This is a genomic window from Brevibacterium sp. VCM10 (assembly GCF_000583215.1).
In the GTDB taxonomy this organism is placed as follows: domain Bacteria; phylum Actinomycetota; class Actinomycetes; order Actinomycetales; family Brevibacteriaceae; genus Brevibacterium; species Brevibacterium linens.
This window is the reverse complement of record NZ_JAJB01000030.1, coordinates 86,692-105,662: the sequence shown is the minus strand read 5'-3', so window position 1 is coordinate 105,662 and position 18,971 is coordinate 86,692. Positions and strand designations below refer to the sequence as shown.

At 65.8% G+C, this 18,971-nt stretch carries 19 protein-coding genes, 1 tRNA gene and 1 pseudogene; 15 read left to right on the top strand and 6 right to left on the bottom strand.

Annotation, left to right across the window (positions count from 1 at the left end; genetic code table 11):
* The first annotated feature begins 21 nt into the window (after positions 1-21).
* From AD89_RS0109640 to AD89_RS0109620, 5 genes are all read left to right on the top strand, one after another.
* Positions 22-1,311, top strand: coding sequence for an acetyl-CoA C-acetyltransferase (locus AD89_RS0109640; protein WP_025778393.1), 1,290 nt, complete (start codon positions 22-24; stop codon positions 1,309-1,311).
* Positions 1,308-2,660 (top strand): 3-oxoacyl-ACP reductase, encoded by a 1,353-nt coding sequence (locus tag AD89_RS0109635; RefSeq protein WP_025778392.1) that lies wholly within the window; start codon positions 1,308-1,310, stop codon positions 2,658-2,660. The genes AD89_RS0109640 and AD89_RS0109635 overlap by 4 nt, the downstream gene beginning before the upstream one ends.
* On the top strand, positions 2,657-3,508 hold the full coding sequence (locus tag AD89_RS0109630; RefSeq protein WP_025778391.1) for a MaoC family dehydratase: 852 nt from the start codon (positions 2,657-2,659) through the stop codon (positions 3,506-3,508). Before AD89_RS0109635 ends, AD89_RS0109630 begins: the two co-directional genes overlap by 4 nt.
* An 84-nt stretch (positions 3,509-3,592) precedes the next feature.
* Positions 3,593-3,680, top strand: a tRNA-Leu gene (locus AD89_RS0109625).
* A gap of 145 nt (positions 3,681-3,825) precedes the next feature.
* On the top strand, positions 3,826-5,133 hold the full coding sequence (locus AD89_RS0109620) for a M20/M25/M40 family metallo-hydrolase (RefSeq protein WP_025778390.1): 1,308 nt from the start codon (positions 3,826-3,828) through the stop codon (positions 5,131-5,133).
* A gap of 158 nt (positions 5,134-5,291) precedes the next feature.
* On the opposite strand, the pseudogene AD89_RS19675 reads toward AD89_RS0109620, so the two are convergent.
* A pseudogene (locus tag AD89_RS19675) lies at positions 5,292-6,011 on the bottom strand (DMT family transporter); the annotation flags it as partial.
* Between the two features lie 70 nt (positions 6,012-6,081).
* Positions 6,082-6,264, bottom strand: a complete 183-nt coding sequence (locus AD89_RS0109610) for a DUF5703 family protein (protein ID WP_051505184.1) — start codon at positions 6,262-6,264, stop codon at positions 6,082-6,084.
* Between the two features lie 58 nt (positions 6,265-6,322).
* On the opposite strand from AD89_RS0109610, the gene AD89_RS0109605 reads away from it, so the two are divergent.
* A complete protein-coding gene (locus tag AD89_RS0109605) occupies positions 6,323-7,036 on the top strand; it encodes a histidine phosphatase family protein (protein WP_025778387.1) in 714 nt (237 codons plus the stop codon).
* Positions 7,037-7,115: 79 nt separating this feature from the next.
* Here the strand turns inward: AD89_RS0109605 and AD89_RS0109600 are convergent, their stop codons facing one another.
* Positions 7,116-7,952 (bottom strand): undecaprenyl-diphosphate phosphatase, encoded by an 837-nt coding sequence (locus tag AD89_RS0109600; protein ID WP_025778386.1) that lies wholly within the window; start codon positions 7,950-7,952, stop codon positions 7,116-7,118.
* Positions 7,953-8,021: 69 nt separating this feature from the next.
* Here AD89_RS0109600 and AD89_RS0109595 point away from each other — a divergent pair, with 69 nt between their 5' ends.
* Both AD89_RS0109595 and AD89_RS0109590 read left to right on the top strand, forming a co-directional pair.
* Positions 8,022-8,936 (top strand): aldo/keto reductase, encoded by a 915-nt coding sequence (locus AD89_RS0109595; RefSeq protein WP_025778385.1) that lies wholly within the window; start codon positions 8,022-8,024, stop codon positions 8,934-8,936.
* An 80-nt stretch (positions 8,937-9,016) separates the two neighbouring features.
* Positions 9,017-9,376, top strand: a complete 360-nt coding sequence (locus AD89_RS0109590; protein ID WP_025778384.1) for a hypothetical protein — start codon at positions 9,017-9,019, stop codon at positions 9,374-9,376.
* Positions 9,377-9,483: 107 nt separating this feature from the next.
* On the opposite strand, the gene AD89_RS0109585 is transcribed toward AD89_RS0109590, so the two are convergent.
* A complete protein-coding gene (locus tag AD89_RS0109585; RefSeq protein ID WP_025778383.1) occupies positions 9,484-9,744 on the bottom strand; it encodes a hypothetical protein in 261 nt (86 codons plus the stop codon).
* 57 nt (positions 9,745-9,801) lie between these two features.
* Here AD89_RS0109585 and AD89_RS0109580 point away from each other — a divergent pair, with 57 nt between their 5' ends.
* Genes AD89_RS0109580 through mshC form a run of 3 tightly spaced genes read left to right on the top strand, consistent with a single transcriptional unit; the run spans position 9,802 to position 12,504 of the window.
* Complete coding sequence (locus tag AD89_RS0109580) at positions 9,802-10,365, top strand: DUF3090 family protein (RefSeq protein ID WP_025778382.1); 564 nt, start codon at positions 9,802-9,804, stop codon at positions 10,363-10,365.
* Between the two features lie 6 nt (positions 10,366-10,371).
* Positions 10,372-11,184, top strand: coding sequence for an SCO1664 family protein (locus AD89_RS0109575; RefSeq protein ID WP_025778381.1), 813 nt, complete (start codon positions 10,372-10,374; stop codon positions 11,182-11,184).
* Between the two features lie 60 nt (positions 11,185-11,244).
* The gene (gene mshC, locus AD89_RS0109570; RefSeq protein WP_025778380.1) at positions 11,245-12,504 is read left to right on the top strand and encodes a cysteine--1-D-myo-inosityl 2-amino-2-deoxy-alpha-D-glucopyranoside ligase; all 1,260 of its coding nucleotides are present in this window, start codon (positions 11,245-11,247) and stop codon (positions 12,502-12,504) included.
* Positions 12,505-12,560: 56 nt separating this feature from the next.
* Here mshC and AD89_RS0109565 read toward each other — a convergent pair whose 3' ends face one another.
* Positions 12,561-13,391 (bottom strand): proteasome assembly chaperone family protein, encoded by an 831-nt coding sequence (locus AD89_RS0109565; protein ID WP_025778379.1) that lies wholly within the window; start codon positions 13,389-13,391, stop codon positions 12,561-12,563.
* Between the two features lie 22 nt (positions 13,392-13,413).
* On the opposite strand from AD89_RS0109565, the gene AD89_RS0109560 reads away from it, so the two are divergent.
* Positions 13,414-14,088 (top strand): HAD family hydrolase, encoded by a 675-nt coding sequence (locus AD89_RS0109560; protein ID WP_025778378.1) that lies wholly within the window; start codon positions 13,414-13,416, stop codon positions 14,086-14,088.
* A gap of 3 nt (positions 14,089-14,091) precedes the next feature.
* Here AD89_RS0109560 and AD89_RS0109555 read toward each other — a convergent pair whose 3' ends face one another.
* Complete coding sequence (locus tag AD89_RS0109555; protein WP_025778377.1) at positions 14,092-14,901, bottom strand: RecB family exonuclease; 810 nt, start codon at positions 14,899-14,901, stop codon at positions 14,092-14,094.
* A 127-nt stretch (positions 14,902-15,028) separates the two neighbouring features.
* Between AD89_RS0109555 and AD89_RS0109550 the strand changes: the two genes are divergently transcribed.
* From AD89_RS0109550 to arc, 3 genes are read left to right on the top strand one after another with little or no spacing between them, the layout of a single operon-like run.
* Positions 15,029-16,189 carry a site-2 protease family protein gene (locus tag AD89_RS0109550; protein ID WP_025778376.1) on the top strand — a complete coding sequence of 387 codons (1,161 nt, stop codon included), beginning with the start codon at positions 15,029-15,031 and terminating at the stop codon, positions 16,187-16,189.
* Positions 16,190-16,234: 45 nt separating this feature from the next.
* Complete coding sequence (locus AD89_RS0109545; RefSeq protein ID WP_025778375.1) at positions 16,235-17,308, top strand: tRNA (adenine-N1)-methyltransferase; 1,074 nt, start codon at positions 16,235-16,237, stop codon at positions 17,306-17,308.
* Complete coding sequence (gene arc, locus AD89_RS0109540; protein ID WP_025778374.1) at positions 17,305-18,957, top strand: proteasome ATPase; 1,653 nt, start codon at positions 17,305-17,307, stop codon at positions 18,955-18,957. The genes AD89_RS0109545 and arc overlap by 4 nt, the downstream gene beginning before the upstream one ends.
* The last annotated feature ends 14 nt before the right edge of the window (positions 18,958-18,971 follow it).

Sequence of the window (18,971 nt, the reverse complement as noted above, 5' to 3'; positions counted from 1 at the left end):
ATCAACCACTCGGAGGTGCACATGTCCGCTCCCAACAACCGCGCCGTCATCCTCGGCGGCAATCGAATTCCCTTCGCCCGCTCGAACAAGCAGTACGCGAAGGCCACGAACCTCGATATGCTCACCTCGGCCATCGACGGGCTCGTTGCCCGCTTCGGACTGGCCGGAGAGAACATCGGCGAGGTCGCCGGAGGTGCAGTCCTCAAGCATTCGAAGGACTTCAACCTCACCCGGGAAGCCGTGCTCGGCTCCGCCCTGGCGCCGACGACGCCAGCCTTCGATCTTGGTCAGGCCTGCGCCACCGGCCTCGAAGCCGTGGTCAGCCTCAACAACAAGATCAACGCCGGGCAGATCGAATCCGGAATCGCCTCGGGCGTGGATTCGACGTCCGACGCTCCGATCGTCATCAACGATTCGATGCGCGAGATCCTCCTCGAGCTCACCCGAGCGAAGACGATGGTGCAGAAGGCGAAGATCGCCTCCCAGATCCGCCCCGCCTACCTTGCACCGCAGGCTCCGAGCACGGGCGAACCGCGCACGGGCTTGAGCATGGGCGAGCACCAGGCGATCACCACCGCCGCCTGGGGCATCAGCCGGCAGGCTCAGGACGAACTGGCCGTGGCCTCCCACAAAAACCTCGCCGCGGCATGGGAATCCGGCTTCTTCGATGACCTCACCACCCCGTACCTCGGGGTCAGCCGCGATACGAACATGCGTGCCGACTCGACCGTGGAATCCCTGGCGAAGCTCAACCCCGTCTTCGGCAGGAAGCTCGCCGCCGAGGCGACCATGACCGCCGGCAACTCGACTCCGCTGACCGACGGCGCCTCCTCGGTGCTGCTGGGCAGTGAGGACTGGGCCGCCGAACACGGATTCACCCCGTTGGCGCGCCTCGTCGATGCCGAAGCAGCCGCCGTCGATTTCGTCGACGGCGACGAAGGTCTGCTCATGGCCCCCGCCTATGCAGTCCCGCGGCTGCTGGCCCGCAACGGGCTGACCTTCGACGACTTCGATGTCTTCGAGATCCACGAAGCATTCGCCTCCACCGTGCTCTCGCACCTGGCCGCCTGGGAATCCGAAGAGTTCTGCAAGGACAAGGCTGGACTCGATGCGGCACTGGGCACCATCGACCGCGACAAGCTCAACCCGCTGGGCTCGAGCCTGGCCGCAGGTCACCCCTTCGCCGCCACCGGCGGGCGGATCATCGCCAGCACCGCCAAGCACCTGAATACCACCGGCAAGAAGCGCTCCCTGGTCTCGATCTGCGCCGCAGGCGGACAGGGACTCACTGCGATTGTGGAGGCAGCATGAAAGACACCTATCTCTCCCTCGTCAACGGACCGCTGAAGCAGGTGGCCAAAACCCTCGGCCTGCCGCAGCCGGTGGAACTCAACCGCTTCGGCTCCACCCCGGCGTCCTATGAGAACAAGCCGGTCCTCGTCCTCGGCACCGGTCCGGGAGCCCAGGGGCTGGCCGATCAGCTGCTGGAGAACGGACTCGAGGTCCGCCGCAACGCCCAGACCGGGGAGAAGCTGCGGGCCGTCATCGCCGTCCTCGACGACGCGCAGTCCCCGGCCGACCTGTCACCGGTCGTCCTCGAGATCGGCGCCGCCCTGCGTTCACTGGCCGCCTGTGGTCGAGTGATCACAATCTCGACGGCACCGGATGCGCAGAGCCAGACACCGGAGCAGGCCGCCACCGCCCAGGGCATCACCGGCTTCACCCGGTCGGTCGCCCATGAGATGCGCGCCGGCGCGACCGCCAACGGAATCCTGCTCGACGGCGTCAACCTCACCGCACCCTCGGTGAACGCGGCGCTGTGGTTCCTGCTCTCGGGCAAATCCGCTTATGTCTCCGGCCAGTTCCTCACGGTGTCGTCGGACGCCGGTCAGCGGCTGAGCCTAGACGAATTCATGTCCACCGGTGACGCCGGCCCGCTGGCCGGACGCACCGCCGTGGTCACCGGTGCCGCACGCGGAATCGGAGCCGCGATCGCCGAGAACCTCGCCCGCGACGGCGCCTACGTCATCGGCGTGGACATGCCGCAGGCCGGGCAGGCGCTGGCGCAGGTGATGAATCGGATCGGCGGCAAGTCGCTGCAGCTCGACATCACCGCAGCCGATGCCCCGGACAAGATCGTCGAGGCGCTCGGAGCGCCCGTGGACATCCTCGTCCACAACGCCGGCATCACCCGCGACAAGATGCTGGCGAACATGGACGCGGCCAAATGGGATTCGGTCATCGCCGTCAACATCGCCGCGCAGACGATGATCAATGCGCGCCTCTCGGAGAAGGGACTCTTCGCCGACGGCGCCCAGGTCGTCTCCCTGGCCTCGACCTCGGGAATCGCGGGCAACCGCGGCCAGACGAACTACGCGACTTCGAAGGCCGGAGTCATCGGACTCACGGCCGCTTCGGCGGAGGACTTCGGCGCCCGCGGGGGAGCGATCAACGCGGTGGCGCCCGGGTTCATCGAAACGGATATGACCGCGAAGATGCCCACCCTCACACGCCAGGTCGCGCGCCGGCTCTCCAGCCTGCAGCAGGGCGGTCAGCCGGTCGACGTCGCCGAAGCCATCGGCTTCCTCGCCTCCAGCGGTGCCCGCGGCATCAACGGGCAGACCCTGCGCGTCTGCGGTCAGAACATGGTGGGTGCATGATGGCGGATTCGATGCTTCCCATCTATGCCCGTGCCCTGCTCAAGACGCTGCCGGTGGGACCGCGCACCGGTCCGGAGCTGCCGGACCATGCGATCGATCGCAGCATTCCGCTCGAATCGGTCGCCTATGCGGGCTTCGCCCATGTCGTCGGTTACGGCTTGAGCGATATCGTCCACCCCGGCTATCTGCACATCCTCGGCTTCCCGCTGAGCATGCAGCTGCTGGCCGACCCCGAAGTGCCGCTGCCGATGATGGGGATGGTCCACATCCACAACCGCGTCGACATGCATTCGCAGGCCCGCCTCGGCGAGGTCGTGGATTTCCACCTCGAGCTGGCCGGTCCCTTCGAGCACACGAAGGGCACGACGATCGAGGTTCGGCTCGAGGCGAAGGTCGACGGTCGTCCCGTGATGGACGAGGTGTCCACGTATCTGGCCAAGGGGCGCAAGCTCTCCGGAGCCAAGCCGAAGGCACAGGTTCCGCACCTCGAGTTCACGGCGCCGCAGCCCAGTGCCCTGTGGCGTCTGGATCCGATCATCGGTCAGCGCTATGCGAAGGTCTCCGGTGACTACAACCCGATCCACCTCAACGGTCTGGCCGCGAAGGGATTCGGATTTCCGCGGCAGATCGCCCATGGGATGTACAGCGCCTCCCGGGCGTTCTCGGCGATGGATCCGCGGCTCGAGTCCTACCGCTGGGATGTGTCCTTCGCGAAGCCGATCCTGCTGCCCGGCACGGTCGGCTATGCGCTGACCGAGGGACGTCGCCACGAGGCTGCGCAGTCGGCCGTCTTCGACCTGAAGAACGGCAAACCCCACGTCCTCTCGCGGGTGGCACACCTCGACTGATGGCGTGATAAGTGCAGTGCGTCACAAAAGCCGATTTCGATTTTGCGACACCGTTTCGCGCATGTAGAGTTATCTCTGTTGCCAGCGCGAGTGGCGGAATTGGTAGACGCGCTAGCTTGAGGTGCTAGTGCCCAACTTATCGGGCGTGGGGGTTCAAGTCCCCCTTCGCGCACAACGAGGAGACGGCCTCCGGATTTCGATCCGGGGGCCGTTTTCGCATTCAGGAGTCGGAGTCGTCCGCCGGTGGGATACGGTGGTGGTTGTCAGACCGATCACAGCACCGCCGCGTGATCGAACCACCATCGAGGGGAGCCCCCGTGTTTGATTTCAGCGCCGCAGAGGACGAAGTCACCGAACTGTGCCGTCAGCTCATCCGCATCGACACCCAGAACTGGGGCGGAAACAAGGCGAACCCGGAGCTGCCGGCGGCCGAACTCATCGCGTCCTGGCTCGCCGAGGTGGACCTGAAGTCCGAAATCGTCGAATCGTCGCCGGGAAGGGCCAACCTCGTCACCCGTGTGAAAGGCTCCGACCCGAATGCTCCGGCACTCGTCGTCCACGGTCACACGGACGTCGTTCCGGCCGCGGCCGAGGACTGGAGCGTCGACCCCTTCGAGGGCGTCATCAAGGACGGGCTTCTGTGGGGCCGCGGTGCGGTGGACATGAAGGACATGGACGCGATGATCGTCGCCTCCGTCCGTGCCATGCTGGCCCAAGGGCTCACCCCTCGTCGGGACCTCGTGATCGCCTTCTTCGCCGACGAGGAGGCCGGAGGCAATTACGGCGCCCGCCATATGGTGCGCAATCGTCCCGAGCTGTTCTCCGGAGCCACCGAGGCGATCTCGGAGGTCGGAGGCTACTCCGTGGATGTCCGCGGGCAGCGCGTCTACCTCATCCAGACCGCCGAGAAGGGCTTGGCCTGGCTCAACCTCATCGCCCACGGCACAGCCGGACACGGATCCCAGCGCAATGACGACAACCCGGTCACCCGTCTTGCCGCAGCGATCACCCGGATCGGCAACCACCCGTGGCCCCAGGAGATCCCCCTGGCCACGCGGAAGCTGCTCGAGGGCGTCTCCGAGCTCACGGGAATCGAATTCACGGCAGAGACGATCCCGCAGCTGCTCGCCGAACTCGGTTCGGTCGAGAAGTTCGTGGCACCGACCCTGCAGAACACCTCCAACCCGTCGTTCCTCGACGCCGGTTACAAACACAACGTCATTCCCGGCACCGCGACCGCTTATGTCGACTGCCGCACTCTGCCGGGTCAGCACGAGGACGTCATGCTCACAATCAAGGAACTCGCGGGAGAGGGCATCGACATCTCCGCCGAGGATGAGGGCGAGGCCCTCGAATCGCCGTTCGACACCCCGCTGGTTGAGCAGATGCGCAAGAGCCTCCTCGCCGATGATCCGAGTGCGAACGTCCTGCCCTACACTCTCTCCGGTGGCACGGACAACAAGTCGATGGCTGAACTCGGCATCACCGGCTACGGTTTCGCCCCGCTCCAGCTCACCGGTGACCTCGACTTCCCGGCCATGTTCCACGGCGTCGACGAGAGGGTGCCGATCTCGGCGCTCAAGTTCGGGACGCGGGTCCTCGGCGATTTCCTGATGAAGGCCTGACCGGCACCGGCAGAATCGTCACGACGATCCCGATGAGCACTCCGACGGCACTGACCACCGTGATCAGTGTGACCTCGGAGCCCGGGAATCGGCAGCAGCGCATCGAGTGCCAGTGCCCCGACCAGGTTGCCGAAGAGCGCGAACAGGCTGAGCAGCAGCACGCCCAGCCTGGCCACGGTCACCGTGGTCAGAGCGATGAAGACCACGCCGAAGGCCCCGCCGAGGAGGATCCACCACTGATCCGGTGCGGTCGGGAATCCGCGCCAGGCAACGCCGGTCATGAGCAGGACGACCGTGCCGATGACGAGCGCTGCGAAGCCGACGGTGAAGTTCACCGTGGTCGCGACCACCGCCGATTCGGTGGCGGCGCGGATATGGCCGTTGAAGGCCTGCTGCACACTGGTCAGCGCCCCGGAGACGAACGGAAGCAGGGGAGTCCACAGCGGTATGCCCGACTGCAGGCGGTCGCCGGCGGCGAAGGCCAGGGACGCGAGCACGATGAGCACGCCGAGGATGCGCAGCACATTCAGGCGCTGTCGCCCTCTCGGCGGCAGCTCGGTGGAATCGACGATGAGTCCGCCGGTGACCTGACCGGAGACGAAGGCCATCGTGAACATCGCCACTCCCATCAGGGGAATGGTCGTGGCCTGCGCGATGACGACGAGTCCGCCGCTCAGGCCCCCGAGGAGCATCCACCACGGAAGACTGCGGTCACGCAGCAGTCCGACGAGGCGGCGGGCGGAGGTTCGAGAGCGGGCCGAGACCGCCAAGGCGATGCCGACGCAGAGGAGTCCGACGACGAACGAGATGAGTGCGGCGAAGACGGCGTGGCCGAGCACCAGACCGAGCAGCCCGTTCGCCCGACCCTGCAGGGACATCGCCGCACCCGCAGCGATCGTGACGAGGCCGGCGGTGAGGACGGGGACGAGGGACGGAGACCTCAACCGATCAGCTGCTGACCGCCAGCGGCATGATCTTGCGGCGCAGCCACACGGTGCGGACTCCGCCGACGGAGATGCGGGTGCGGGCGAGCTCCCACTGTCCGTATTCCGCCTGGTCGTTGAGTTCCTGCAGGCTGACCGACCGCGGCACATCCCTGGAGAACGAGACCTTCCGGAACTCGTAGGTCATACGTGGACGCTGACGTTTCATAGCCTCACCCTAGACGATCTGGGCTAATCTTGACGGTATGCCCGTCATCGTTCTGCTGCGGCACGGCCTCTCCAGCGCCAACGTCTCCGGAATCCTGGCCGGACGCGCGCCCGGCGTGTCCCTCACCGAGGAGGGAACCCGGGCGCTGCGGGCCAACCTCGAGCTGCTGCCGCACCGGCACTTCGCCCAGCTTCTGCATTCGCCCCTGCAGCGCTGCGAACAGACCGCGACCATCGCGGCGGAGGCAGCCCGGTTCGAACGCATCGATGCCGACGATGCCGTCATCGAACTCGACTACGGCGAGTGGACGGGCCGATCGCTCACAGAGTTGGGGGAGGAGCCCCTGTGGGCGACCGTGGTGAAGACGGCCTCGCAGGCCAGGTTCCCCGGAGGGGAATCCATCACCGAGGCGGCCGAGCGTGCGACGGCCCGCGTCCGTGACCTCGTGGCTCAGCTGCGCGAAGAGGAGCGTGCCGATGCGGAACTCGAATCCGCCGCGGATTCCGGAACGGACGCGGGGAAGTCGGCGCCGCCTCGGTGGGCGATGATCGTCTCCCATGGAGACATCATCAAGGCGATCATCGCCGATGCGCTGGGGATGCCGCTGGACGATTTCCAACGGCTGAGTGTGGCTCCTGGGTCGTTCACGGTCATCGACTTCGCCGGTGACAAGCCGGTGCTCGCCGCGATGTCGGTGACAGCCGCCGGACTCGCCCAGTCGGCCGCCGTCGGCGGCGGCGGAATGCGCTGATCCCGGCATTCGTGGGCGAATGCCGGGATCAGATGATGCTGGAGTGTCGGACCGTCAGCTCGAAATGAAATGCGCGGGCTCAGACCGCTGCGAGGACTCCCGTGCCGAGCAGGATGTAGAGGACGGTGCCCAAAGCCACGCGGTACCAGACGAAGATGGCGAACGACTTCGTCTCCACATACTTGAGGAACCAGTGGATGACGACGAGGCCGAGAGCGAACGAAATCACTGTGGCCAGTATCGTCGGTCCCCAGCCGAGCACCATGGCCTCACTGCGACCGAGCGTCTGCGCCACGCCGTAGAGGCCCGAGCCGACGACGGCGGGAATGGCGAGCAGGAACGAATAACGCGCGGCGGAAGGACGATCGAAGCCCATGAAACGGCCGGCCATGATCGTCCCGCCCGAGCGTGACACGCCGGGAATGACAGCGAGCGCCTGGGCCAAGCCGAACAGGATGCCCTGACCCCAGTTCATATCCTCGAGGGTGCGTTCGCGTTTCCCTGCCCAGTCGGCGATGCCGATGATGAGGCCGAAGACGATGAGCATCGTCGCCGTGATCCAGAGGCTGCGCAGAGCACCCTCGATGTAGTCCTGGAAGAGCAGACCGATGATGACGATGGGGATCGAACCGACGATGATGAGCCAACCCAGGCGCACCTCGGGGTCCTTGCGGTCATGCTTGCCGACGAGTGCCTTGCACCATTTCGAGATGATCGTGACGATATCGCGCCAGAAGTAGACGACGACGGCCGCCTCGGTGCCGATCTGGATGATAGCGGTGAAGAACGCGCCCGGATCGGACCCCGGGAGCATGAGCTCGCCGACGATGCGCACATGCGCCGACGACGAGATCGGGAGGAACTCCGTGAGTGCCTGAACGATTCCGAGCACGGCGGCGACCAGCCAGTCGTACATACGACTCCTTGAGATGACGAGATGGGAACGAAACCACGGTAGTCGCAGCATCAGGTAACCTCAAGAAGCATGAAGCACCAACGCCTCGGCACCACCGGTCTGGAAATCAGCGATGTGGGTCTCGGGACCTTCGAGTGGGGGCACCGGGTCGATGACCAGGTCGCCCAGCTCCTCGTCGATAGCTACAACGACGCAGGTGGCAACCTCATCGAGCTGCCCAGCTCGGCCACAGCCTCCGCAGAGGTGCTCGGGCGGCTGAGACTTCCCGAAGAGATTCTGCTGCTGTCCCGCGTGGGCGTGTCCATGAGTGATCCCGACCACATCGAGGTCGGGCTCGGGCGCTCGAGAATCCTCAGCCAGGTCGACTCGCTCCTGAACACGGTGGGACGCGATCACCTCGACGTGCTCGTCCTCGATGTCTTCGATGCCGAAGTCGACCGCGCCGAGACCGCCTCGGCCGTTGAGACGCTGCTCACGCTGGGGAAGATCCGTTACGTCGGGGTGTCCCACCACACCGGGTGGCAGCTGGCGGAGATGCGCGGAGCCGGGATTCCGATCGCCTGCGCCGTCGCCGAATACTCGCTGCTCAACCGCGAGGCCGAAGCAGAGCTCATGCCCGCCGCCGACTATGCGGGAGTCTCAGTCATCGCCGGAGCGGGACTGGGCCGCGGAGTGCTCACCGACAAATACCGGAACGCGACTCCGCAGGATTCGCGCCTGGCGGGGGAGCTGAGCGAATACGCCGGTGCCTACCTCGACGAACTCTCGAACCGTGTTCTGGCCGGCGTCCGTCGCGCCGCGACCGCGCTGGGCGTGTCGACAGTCGACATCGCGTTGGCCTTCAATCGCCAGCACGGAATCGCGAGCACCCTGGTCTCGCCCCGCACTCCGGCACAGCTGGCCGAGGTCACCGGCAGCGAGGTCGAACTGGCCGATGAGATCGCCGAGGTGCTCGACCAGATCTCATGGAGCCCGTCTGCCTAGAGCGATTTTCAGAGTGGGGGACAGGGTGCATGATGAGGCGGACGACAGAAGTGACTCCTCCCCGGGCGAATGATCGACCGTTGAACATCGCCGCGCTGCTTTTCGGAACTGCGGCAGTAGTGGCCTGGTTCGCAGGGGCCGTGTTCGAGGTTCTCAACGGTCTGTCCGGTCTCGCGGCCACGTCGGAGAACGGACCTCCCTTTGATGACCGGTACTGGCTGCCAGGTCTCGTGCTCACGAGCGTCGTGCCATTCGCGATTGGCGGCCTTGCGTTCGTTCTCGGCCTCATCGGCAGACGCCGCGCTCTGCAAGTTGCAGGTGCCTCGAGGATGGCCACGGCCGCGGTGGCGATGGGCGCGATTTCGTCAAGCCTCGGCCTGCTCGGGATTCTCATTGACGTCTATACGGGACAATTCGGCAATGCGCTCTCGCTGCTCTGATCGGCTTCACGGGTGTCGCAGGCGGGGCATGTGCCGTCACGGCAACAAGGCGCACTCGTGCCACGCTTTTACGGAAACCTCCGCGAAGCGCTCAGCGCACGAAGCGCTCAGTCGTCCTCGTCGTCATCGTCGAGGAGGAACTCGTCATCGTCCTTGGCATCCTCGACGTCATCGAAGAGCTCGAACGGGGTGACTTCGTCGAACGCGGTGTAGATCGCGTCTTCGTAGATTTCGAAGGCATCGGCCAAAGCCATATAAGCGGCTTCGACTCGGGGGTCTTGGTCACCGTTGCGGTGTGCGGATGCAGCGTAGTGCTCTCTCACTGCTTCGAGGAATGCGTCCAGGGCCTCACGAGGATCAGTGCTCATGACTCAAATGTATCCCAGGCCGGACCGACATGTAAGTCTTTGAACTAGGCTGAAGACATGGCAGCTCTGTACGACCACCCCACACCCGATCGTTTCGTCGTCGGCACAATCGGACTTCCCGGCGAGAGGACGTTCCTCCTCCAAGCGAAGTCCGGCACCGCGCTCACGACGGTGGTCGTCGAGAAGGAACAGGTCGAGATCCTCTCCGACCGGATCACCGAACTGCTCGACATGGTGATGATCAAGGACCCGGCCGCTCGGGTGCCGCAGACGGCGCTCGACGATCTCATCGACAACGCGGGACTCAACGTTCCCATCGAACCCGAGTTCCGTGTCGGCACGATGAGCCTGGGCTGGGACACCGTCAAACACGAACTCGTCATCGAGTGCTTCGAACTCACCGAGGCGGACGCCCAAGCCGGAACCTCTGCCGACCCCGATGACGACGAGGTCGAACGAGAGGTCCTGCGCATCGTCCTCGACGCCGCCGCCGCCCGCGAGTTCGCCCGGCGCGGCGAACAGGTCGTCAGTGCCGGACGCGGAGACTGCCCGTTCTGCTCCCTCCCGCTCGAACCCGACGGCCACCTGTGCCCCCGGGCCAACGGGATCCCGCGCGCCTGATCGGTGATGGACCACGGGTTTGTCCTCGACGCACTGGCTGCGGGGGAGTGGACGGAGATGGGCGCGATCCCACGCGCCAGCAATGACACTCGTCTGCTCGTGCTCGAACACGCGGGCCGGGCGATCAAGGCCGTCTACAAACCGATCTCCGGCGAACGGCCCCTGATCGACTTCCCGGAGCAGACCCTGGCTCTGCGCGAGGTCGCTTCCTACCGGCTGTCGTCCGCGCTCGATCTGGGAGTGGTCCCGCCGACGGTGCTGCGCGACGATCTGCCGGCCGGCCGCGGATCCCTGCAGGCCTACGTCGAAGCCTCTGACGATGACGAAGCGGTGACCCTGTCGACGGTCAGCGCGATCCCCGTCGACCACACCCCGATCTTCGCCCTGCGCACCGAAGACGGCCGCGACCTCGTGCTCTCCCACTCCGTCGACGGTGCCCTGCGCACCATCGCCTTCTTCGACCTGCTGGCCAACAACGCCGACCGCAAAGCCGGCCATGTCATCACCGGCAGCACGCTGCCGAGCACCGCCGCGTCCGACATCGGCGTCTTCGGCATCGACAACGGGCTGACCTTCCACCGGGAGGAGAAGCTGCGCACCGTGCTGTGGGGTTTCTCTCGCACCTCGTTCTGGGCCGAAGAGATCGATGCTCTGCAGGAAGTCGCCGCCATGGGCGAAACGCTGCGGACGCAGCTGAACGACTGCCTGTCGGCCGACGAGATCCAGGCCCTGGAAGACCGGGCGAACCGGCTCCTCGCCGCCGAGTTCTTCCCCGAAGCACCTGACGATCGCACCGTCATTCCCTGGCCGCCGATCTGAAAGCGGTATCACGTCAACCCGGAAGTGCCGAACGCCTGCCTCTCGGTTAGGCTGGGTGCCGTGAAGTCATGGCCCGAACCTCAACTGCCCCGTCTGACCAGCACCGGCAAGGTGCCCACGGTGTTCGATACGAGCACCCGCAGCCCGCGCCGACTGCGCGGATCCGAGCAGACCGCTCGACTCTACGTCTGCGGCATCACCCCCTACGATGCGACGCACCTCGGGCACGCCGCCACCTATGTGGCCTTCGATCTGCTCAACCGGATTTGGCGCGACGCGGGCCTCGAGGTCGACTACGCCCAGAACACCACTGATGTCGACGACCCTCTGCTGGAGCGCGCCGACGCCACGGGAGCCGACTGGCGCGAACTCGCTGCCTCCCAGATCCAGCTCTTCCGTGAAGACATGGAAGCCCTGCGGGTGATCCCGCCGGCCAGCTTCATCGGCGTCGTCGAATCCGTCGACGAGATCGCCGCCGGAGTCCGCGACCTCGTGGACAGGGGAGCCGCCTACACCCTCGACAACGGTGACGTCTACTATCGGGTGTCGACACAGATCACTCCGCCGTTCGGCACCGTCAGCCATGATGATGCCGAGACCATGGCCGCACTGTCGGCCGAACGCGGCGGAGACCCCGAGACCCCGGGCAAAGAGGATCCCATCGACCCGCTGCTGTGGAGGGCCGAACGCGAAGGCGAACCGTCCTGGGACGGCGGAGCACTGGGCCGGGGACGTCCGGGTTGGCATATCGAATGCACAGTCATCGCCGATCGGTACCTCGGCTTCCCCGTCGATGTGCAGGGAGGCGGCAGCGACCTCATCTTCCCGCACCACGAGATGAGCGCCGCCCACGCCTCGGCTTGGCGGGACACGCCGATGGCGAAGACCTATATGCACACCGGGATGGTCGGCCTCGACGGCGAGAAGATGAGCAAGTCCAAGGGCAACCTCGTCCTCGTCTCGAAGCTGCGTGAACGCGGAGTCGACCCCATGGCCATCCGCACCGTGATCCTGTCCAACCACTATCGCAGCGACTGGAGCTTCACCGACGAGCAGCTGTCCATCGCCGAGGCGCGCCTGCGATCATGGAGGCATGCGGCCAAATGCGAATCCGAATGTCGCCAGGGTCTGCGCGAGCACATCATCGGTCTGCTGCGGGAAGCACTCACCGATGACCTCGACAGCCCGCGAGCTCTGGGGATCCTCGACGAATGGGCCGAACACTATGCGGACTCCGAACCCTCGGAGACCGCGGCGCTCAGCGGAGACCGCGTCGCCGACGCCGTCGATGCCCTCCTGGGCATCCGCCTGCTGGACTGATATCACTCGACCGACATCGCTCGGCCCTCACCGCCTGACCGCCGAATGAGCGTGGTTCACTTATCGCGGCCGCGTTTGCGCAGATAGCGTTCGAACTCGGCCGCGATGGCGTCTCCGCTGGCCTCCGGCAGGTCCGCCGAATCGTTCTGCTTCTCCAACGCCTTGACGAGCTCTGCCAGCCGCGGGTTGAAGGAGACGAGTTCGTCGGCACCGAGTTCCCAGGCCCGGCTCTCCTCCTCGAGCACATGGATGTCGATCTCGATGCCGACATAGCGTTCGACCGCCTTCGCCAGGGCGAGCTCGGCCTTCGGCGACGGAGACTCTGCGAGATAGTCCGGCACGCCCACCCACAGGTTGATCGCCCTGATTCCGCGCCAGCGGCAGGCGACTGCGAGAAGTCCGAGAATGCCGATGGGCCCCTCATAGCCGTTGACGTCGATGCCGAGCCCGGACGCGAGCTCAGCGTCCTCCGTGTTGGCCACGACTGGCAGGGGCCGCGTATGCGGAACCTCGGCATGGAGCCCACCGAGGAGGACGACGGTATCGTCGTCACCGACGTGCGCGAGGACGAGGGTGAGGAACTCCCGCCATTTCAGCCCCGGTTCGTGCCCCTGGATGACCGTGATCGGCAACTCGCCGAGGCGGCCCCGATGCACCGCGACACCCGGCCAGGCGATCGCCGCCGTTCCGGCCTCATCGCGGATGATCTCGGGTTCGGAGAAACGGAATTCGTAGAACCCATCGGTGTCGAGGATTTCGGAATCGTCCAGGTGCCAGACCTCGATGAGATCCTTGGCCAGCGAACTCGCCGCTTCGGAAGCATCGGCATCCTGACCTTCGAAGGCGATGAAGACGAGTGCCCCGGACCCGGATGGAAGAATACTCATGGTTCCAGACTACGCTGGGCCTATGACGAACCACGCATCAGCCGACCCTTCCGCCGTCCTGTGGGACATGGACGGAACCCTCGTCGACACCGAGCCGTACTGGATCCGCGCCGAGACCGAACTCATGAACGCCCACGGGCTGTCCTGGTCGGAGGAGCAGGGGCTCGAATTCGTCGGCAACGAGCTGATCGTCTCCGCCCGAATGATGCGCGAGGCCGGTCTCGACCTGCCCGCCGAGGAGATCGTCGAGACCCTGATGGGCAATGTCATCGGACAGATCCGAGCATCCGTGCCGTTCCGTCCCGGTGCGCTGGAGCTGCTGGCCGAACTCAAGGCCGAGGGCATCCCGAACGTCATGGTCACGATGTCCTACCGACCACTGGCCGAGGCGGTCATCTCCAGCTGTCCGCCGAACAGCTTCGCCGGTCTCGTCTCCGGCGATGAGGTCTCCGCCGGCAAACCGCACCCCGAGCCGTATCTGCGCGGAGCCGCCCTGCTCGGCCTCGACCCGGCCGACTGCGTGGCCCTGGAGGATTCGAAGCCGGGCCTGGCCAGTGCCGAGGCGGCGGGAACCATTGCCATCGGGATCCCGCATTTCGTCGACCTCGAGCCCCGTCCGGGCCGGATCCTGTGGGACAGCCTCGAAGGCCGCGGAGTCGCCGACCTGCGACGCCTGCGTGCTCAGCAGAGCGCCTGAACCCTAAGCCCCGACGATCTTCGTGATCTCCGGGGTCGGGGGAGCGGTATTGCCCCAGGCCGGGCACAGCGGCTTGAACGTGCACCAATTGCACAGCGGTGACTTCTTCGGCCGCCACCGATCCGACTCGGCCGAGGCGATGATGTCGTTCCAGATGGCATCGATCTCGAACTGCGTCTGTTCGACCTCGGCCATCGTCGGGTGGGATTTCAGCACACTGCGCGAACCCAGGTACATCAGCTGCAGAGTGTGGACGAGTTCGCCGGAGAGCCGGTAGACGACGAGAGCGTAGAAGCCCATCTGGAACTTCGCCTCCCGCCCGTACTGAGGCTTCGGCTGCTTGCCCGTCTTGTAGTCGACGAGCCGCCGCTCGCCACCCGGGGCGACGTCGACCCGGTCGATGAAGCCGCGCAGTTCGAGACCGTTGTCGAGTGTCGTCCGCACGAACTTCTCCGTCTCCTCCGGTTCGAGATGTTCCGGATACTCGAGCACGAAGTAGGAATCGATGAGCCGACGCGCCGATGTGAAGAACGTCTCCTTCTCGGCGTCGTCCCCGAAGATCTCGAGCACCTCCGGATCCTTCTCGACGAGTTCCTCCCACGCCGGCACGAGCATCGTCTGCGCGAGTTCGGCCGTGCGTTCGCCTGCCGGTGCGGTGAACAGCTTCTCGAGCACCGAATGGACCACCGTGCCGCGGAACGCGGCCTGAGAGGGCGGCTCCGGCAGCTTGTCGATGCTGCGGAAACGGAACTTCAGAGGGCATTGGATGAAGTCGTTGGCCCGCGAGGGCGAGAGACTGGTGAGCTCGGCCATAACTCCACTGTAACGACCTGCACGGACACGACGTGGCGACCAGCGGTCGGAGCGTCGTCGCTGTTAGGCTGAGTAACCGACCCTCAGTGGTCCGCTGACCACGACATCGACCGGAGGAACCCCTTCAATGGCCGCGAAAAACCACCACCCCGGTGCGTCATCGGGTCTGCGCTTGGGCACCGTCCTCGGCGCTCCGGTGATTCTGGCGTGGTCGTGGTTCCTCGCCGCCATCGTGATCACCATCCTCTTCACACCGTGGCTCAACCAGGTCCGACCGGATCTGGGCATCGGGGCCTGGTTCGTCGCCTTCGCCTATGCCGTGCTCCTCTTCGCCTCCGTCTTCCTCCACGAACTCGCTCACGGCGTCGCCGGCCAGTTCTACGGGCAGAAGGTCGCCGCGATCGAGCTGAACATCTGGGGCGGGTTCACCCGGTTCGAACCGCAGATGGACAACCCGCGTGACAAAGCGGCGATGACGAGCTTCGTCATCTCGATCGTGGGCCCCATCGTCAACATCGTTCTGGCCCTGCTGGGATGGTGGTGCCTCAGTGCCGCCAGCCCCACCTCGGTGCCGTGGCTGCTGCTCATCGCCGTCACCTTCGCCAACGTCGCCCTCGGCGCCATCAACCTGCTGCCGGGCATCCCGCTCGACGGCGGCTGGGCGCTGCAGGCGATCATGTGGCGCATCACCGGGTCACAGTTTCTGGGCACGATCGTGGCCAGCTGGGTCGGCCGCATCATCGCCGTCGGCTTCATCGGCTGGTCGGTGATCACCCCGCTGCTGGCCGGCGAACGACCCGACCCGCTGACCGTCGCCTGGATGTCACTCATCGCGATCATGCTGTGGTTCTCCGCCGGAGATGCCGCGACCCACGCCAAACGGGCCCGGAAGATGGAGACCTACGACCTCTCCCAGGTCATCCAACCGGCGATCGCGGCCACCTGGGACGCCGACCTGGCCGACACCCTCGACTATGCGAACACGCTCGGGAACGCGAAGGAGCGCACACTCATCGTCGTCCTCGACCAGAAGGGCCTGCCGTACGGTCTCGTCGACCGACACGCCGCAGCGGGCCGGCTCGCCGAGACCCTGGACGCCGTTCCCGCCGGTGAGGTCGCCCGGCCCCTGGCCGGATGGATCGGCGTGCCGAAGGACATCACCGCCCCGCACCTGCTCGAATCGCTTACACATCGACCCAAGGCGCAGTTCAGCCTGGTCATGGACGGCAACACCCTGATCGGAGTCATCGACCTGCAGGAGTTCTTCGACGAGCTGCTCGCAGCCTGAACCGGTTGTGTGAGGCAATCCTCACCAGCGTAGAGTGGACACATCATGACTCAGCCACTCCATTCCCGGCCCCCGCGCGTTCTGGGCGCCGGAGAGAAGGTCCAACTCACCGACCCCAAGGGGCGGATGCACACCTTCGTGCTCGCCCCGGGTGAGCACTTCCACACGAACAAGGGCCTCATCAGCCACGATGACATCATCGGGCGCACTGAGGGAATCATCGTCGCGAACGCCGGGGGAATCGACTTCCAGGTCTTCCGCCCACGCTACGAAGACTTCGTGCTCTCGATGCCCCGTGGCGCCGCAGTCGTCTACCCGAAGGATTCGGGACTCATCGTCACCCTCGGCGATATCTTCCCCGGGGCCACGGTCGTCGAAGCCGGCGTCGGATCCGGCGCCCTGTCGATGGCGCTGCTGCGAGCCGTGGGCCCGAACGGGTCCGTCCACTCATTTGAACTGCGTGAGGAGTTCGCGACGATCGCGGCCGGCAACATCGCCGACTTCTTCGACGGCGAACCGGACAACTGGGCGGTCACCGTCGGCGATCTCGCGCAGACCCTGCCGCAGACGTTCGGCCCCGGCAGCGTCGACCGCGTCGTCCTCGACATGCTCACCCCCTGGAACACGCTCGAGGCGGTCAGCGAAGCCCTGACACCCGGGGGAATCGTCATCGCCTACGTCGCCACCGTCCCGCAGCTCTCCCGCTTCGTCGAAGCCCTGCGCGCCACCGGCAGGTTCGCCGAACCCGAGTCCATGGAGGCCATGGTCCGCGGTTGGCACGTCGACGGACTCGCCGTCCGCCCCGACCACCGGATGATCGCCCACACCGGGTTCCTCATCATGGCCCGCCGGATGGCCGACGGCATCAGCCCGCTGGAGAAGAAGAAACGTCCTCAGGGGGCCACCGCGGCCGCCGAGGATGTGGCGGCGTGGACGGAACCGGAAGTCACCGAGGCGGCCATCGGCACCCGCACCGCACACGGGAAGAAGCTGCGCCGGGTGATGCGAGAGGCCGGCAGACGCCTGCGCACCGAGCCCGAAGGCTCCGCAGATGCGCAGTCCACAGATGTCACAGACAGCCCGACCGGCACCGGCACAGGGCCGAAGGAGGATCGATGACAGAGACCACGACCGAAGTGAAGAAGCTGCGCGAGGACACCGCGTCCCTGCGTCAGCAGCTCTACACCGCGGGCAAACGCAACGAGGCACTGTCGAAGACTCTGCGCACGGCCCGTGATGAGCTCGGCAGGATCAAGGAGGAGGCCAGGCGCCTGACCGAGCCGCCGAACAACTGGGGCACACTCATCGCGCTCGGCGAGAACGCGGTGACTGCCGATGTCATCGTCGGCGGCCGCCGGATGCGTGTGGCCGTCGCCCCCGAGGTCGAGCCCGAGAGTCTGCGAGCCGGAGCCGACGTTCTGCTGTCCGAAGGCCTCGTCATCATCGGCACCGGCGACTTCCCACCCGTGGGATCGGTCGTCAACGTCCGCGAATTCGTCGATTCCCAGCGGATCCTCGTCGGAGCCCCCGGCGATGACGAACAGGTCTTCACCCTCGCCGCCGATCTCGTCGACGCAGGTCTGCGCGTCGGTGACGCCGTCGTCGTCGACACCCGCACCCATTACGCCCTGCAGGTCGTCGAGAAGCCCGAGGTCTCCTCGCTGCTGCTCGAAGAGGTCCCCGACATCACCTACTCGGACATCGGCGGACTGGCCGACCAGATCGAGCAGATCAAGGATGCCGTCGAACTGCCCTTCGAACATCCCGAGCTCTACACCGAGCACGGACTCAAACCGCCCAAGGGCATCCTGCTCTACGGGCCGCCCGGCTGCGGAAAGACGCTCATCGCGAAGGCCGTGGCGAATTCCCTGGCCGATCGCACGGGGACGGTCCGCACGAGCAAGACCTACTTCCTCAACATCAAAGGTCCGGAGCTGCTAGACAAATACGTCGGCGAGACCGAACGCCAGCTGCGCCTGATCTTCGCCCGAGCGCGAGAGAAAGCCTCAGCCGGGTTCCCCGTCGTGGTGTTCTTCGACGAGATGGAATCACTGTTCCGCACACGCGGCACCGGCAAGTCCTCGGACGTGGAGACGACGATCGTCCCACAGCTGCTCACCGAGATCGACGGCGTCGAGCAGCTCGACAACGTCATCGTCATCGGCGCCTCGAACCGTGAGGATCTCATCGACCCCGCGATCCTGCGCCCTGGCCGACTCGATGTGAAGATCCGCATCGAACGCCCCGACGCCGAGGCGGCCCGCGACATCTTCGAGAAGTATCTGACCGCCGAGCTGCCGCTGCACTCGAGCGTGCTCGCCGGCCACGATACCCCCGCCGAGGCGGTCTCGGCACTCATCGACAGCTGCGTCGAACGGATGTTCGCCGAGACCCCGGAGAACGAGTTCGTCGAGGTCAGCTACGCCGACGGTTCGAAGGAAGTCCTCCACTTCTCTGCGTTCGCCTCCGGGGCGATGATCCACAACATCGTCGACCGGGCGAAGAAGGCGGCGATCAAGTCGCTGCTCGACACCGGCGAACGCGGTCTGCACCCCGGGCATTTCGAGGATGCGATCGCCGAAGAGTTCAGCGAACACGAAGACCTGCCGAACACGACGAACCCCGACGAATGGGCACGGATCTCCGGGCGAAAGGGAGAGCGCGTCACCCATCTGCGGATGATGCACCTCGACACGACGAGGGGAGCCCCGACCGTGCCGTACGAGACCGAGATCGCCGAGGTGCGGCCGAATTCCGATCTCGTCTGAATCGGGAGCAGCGC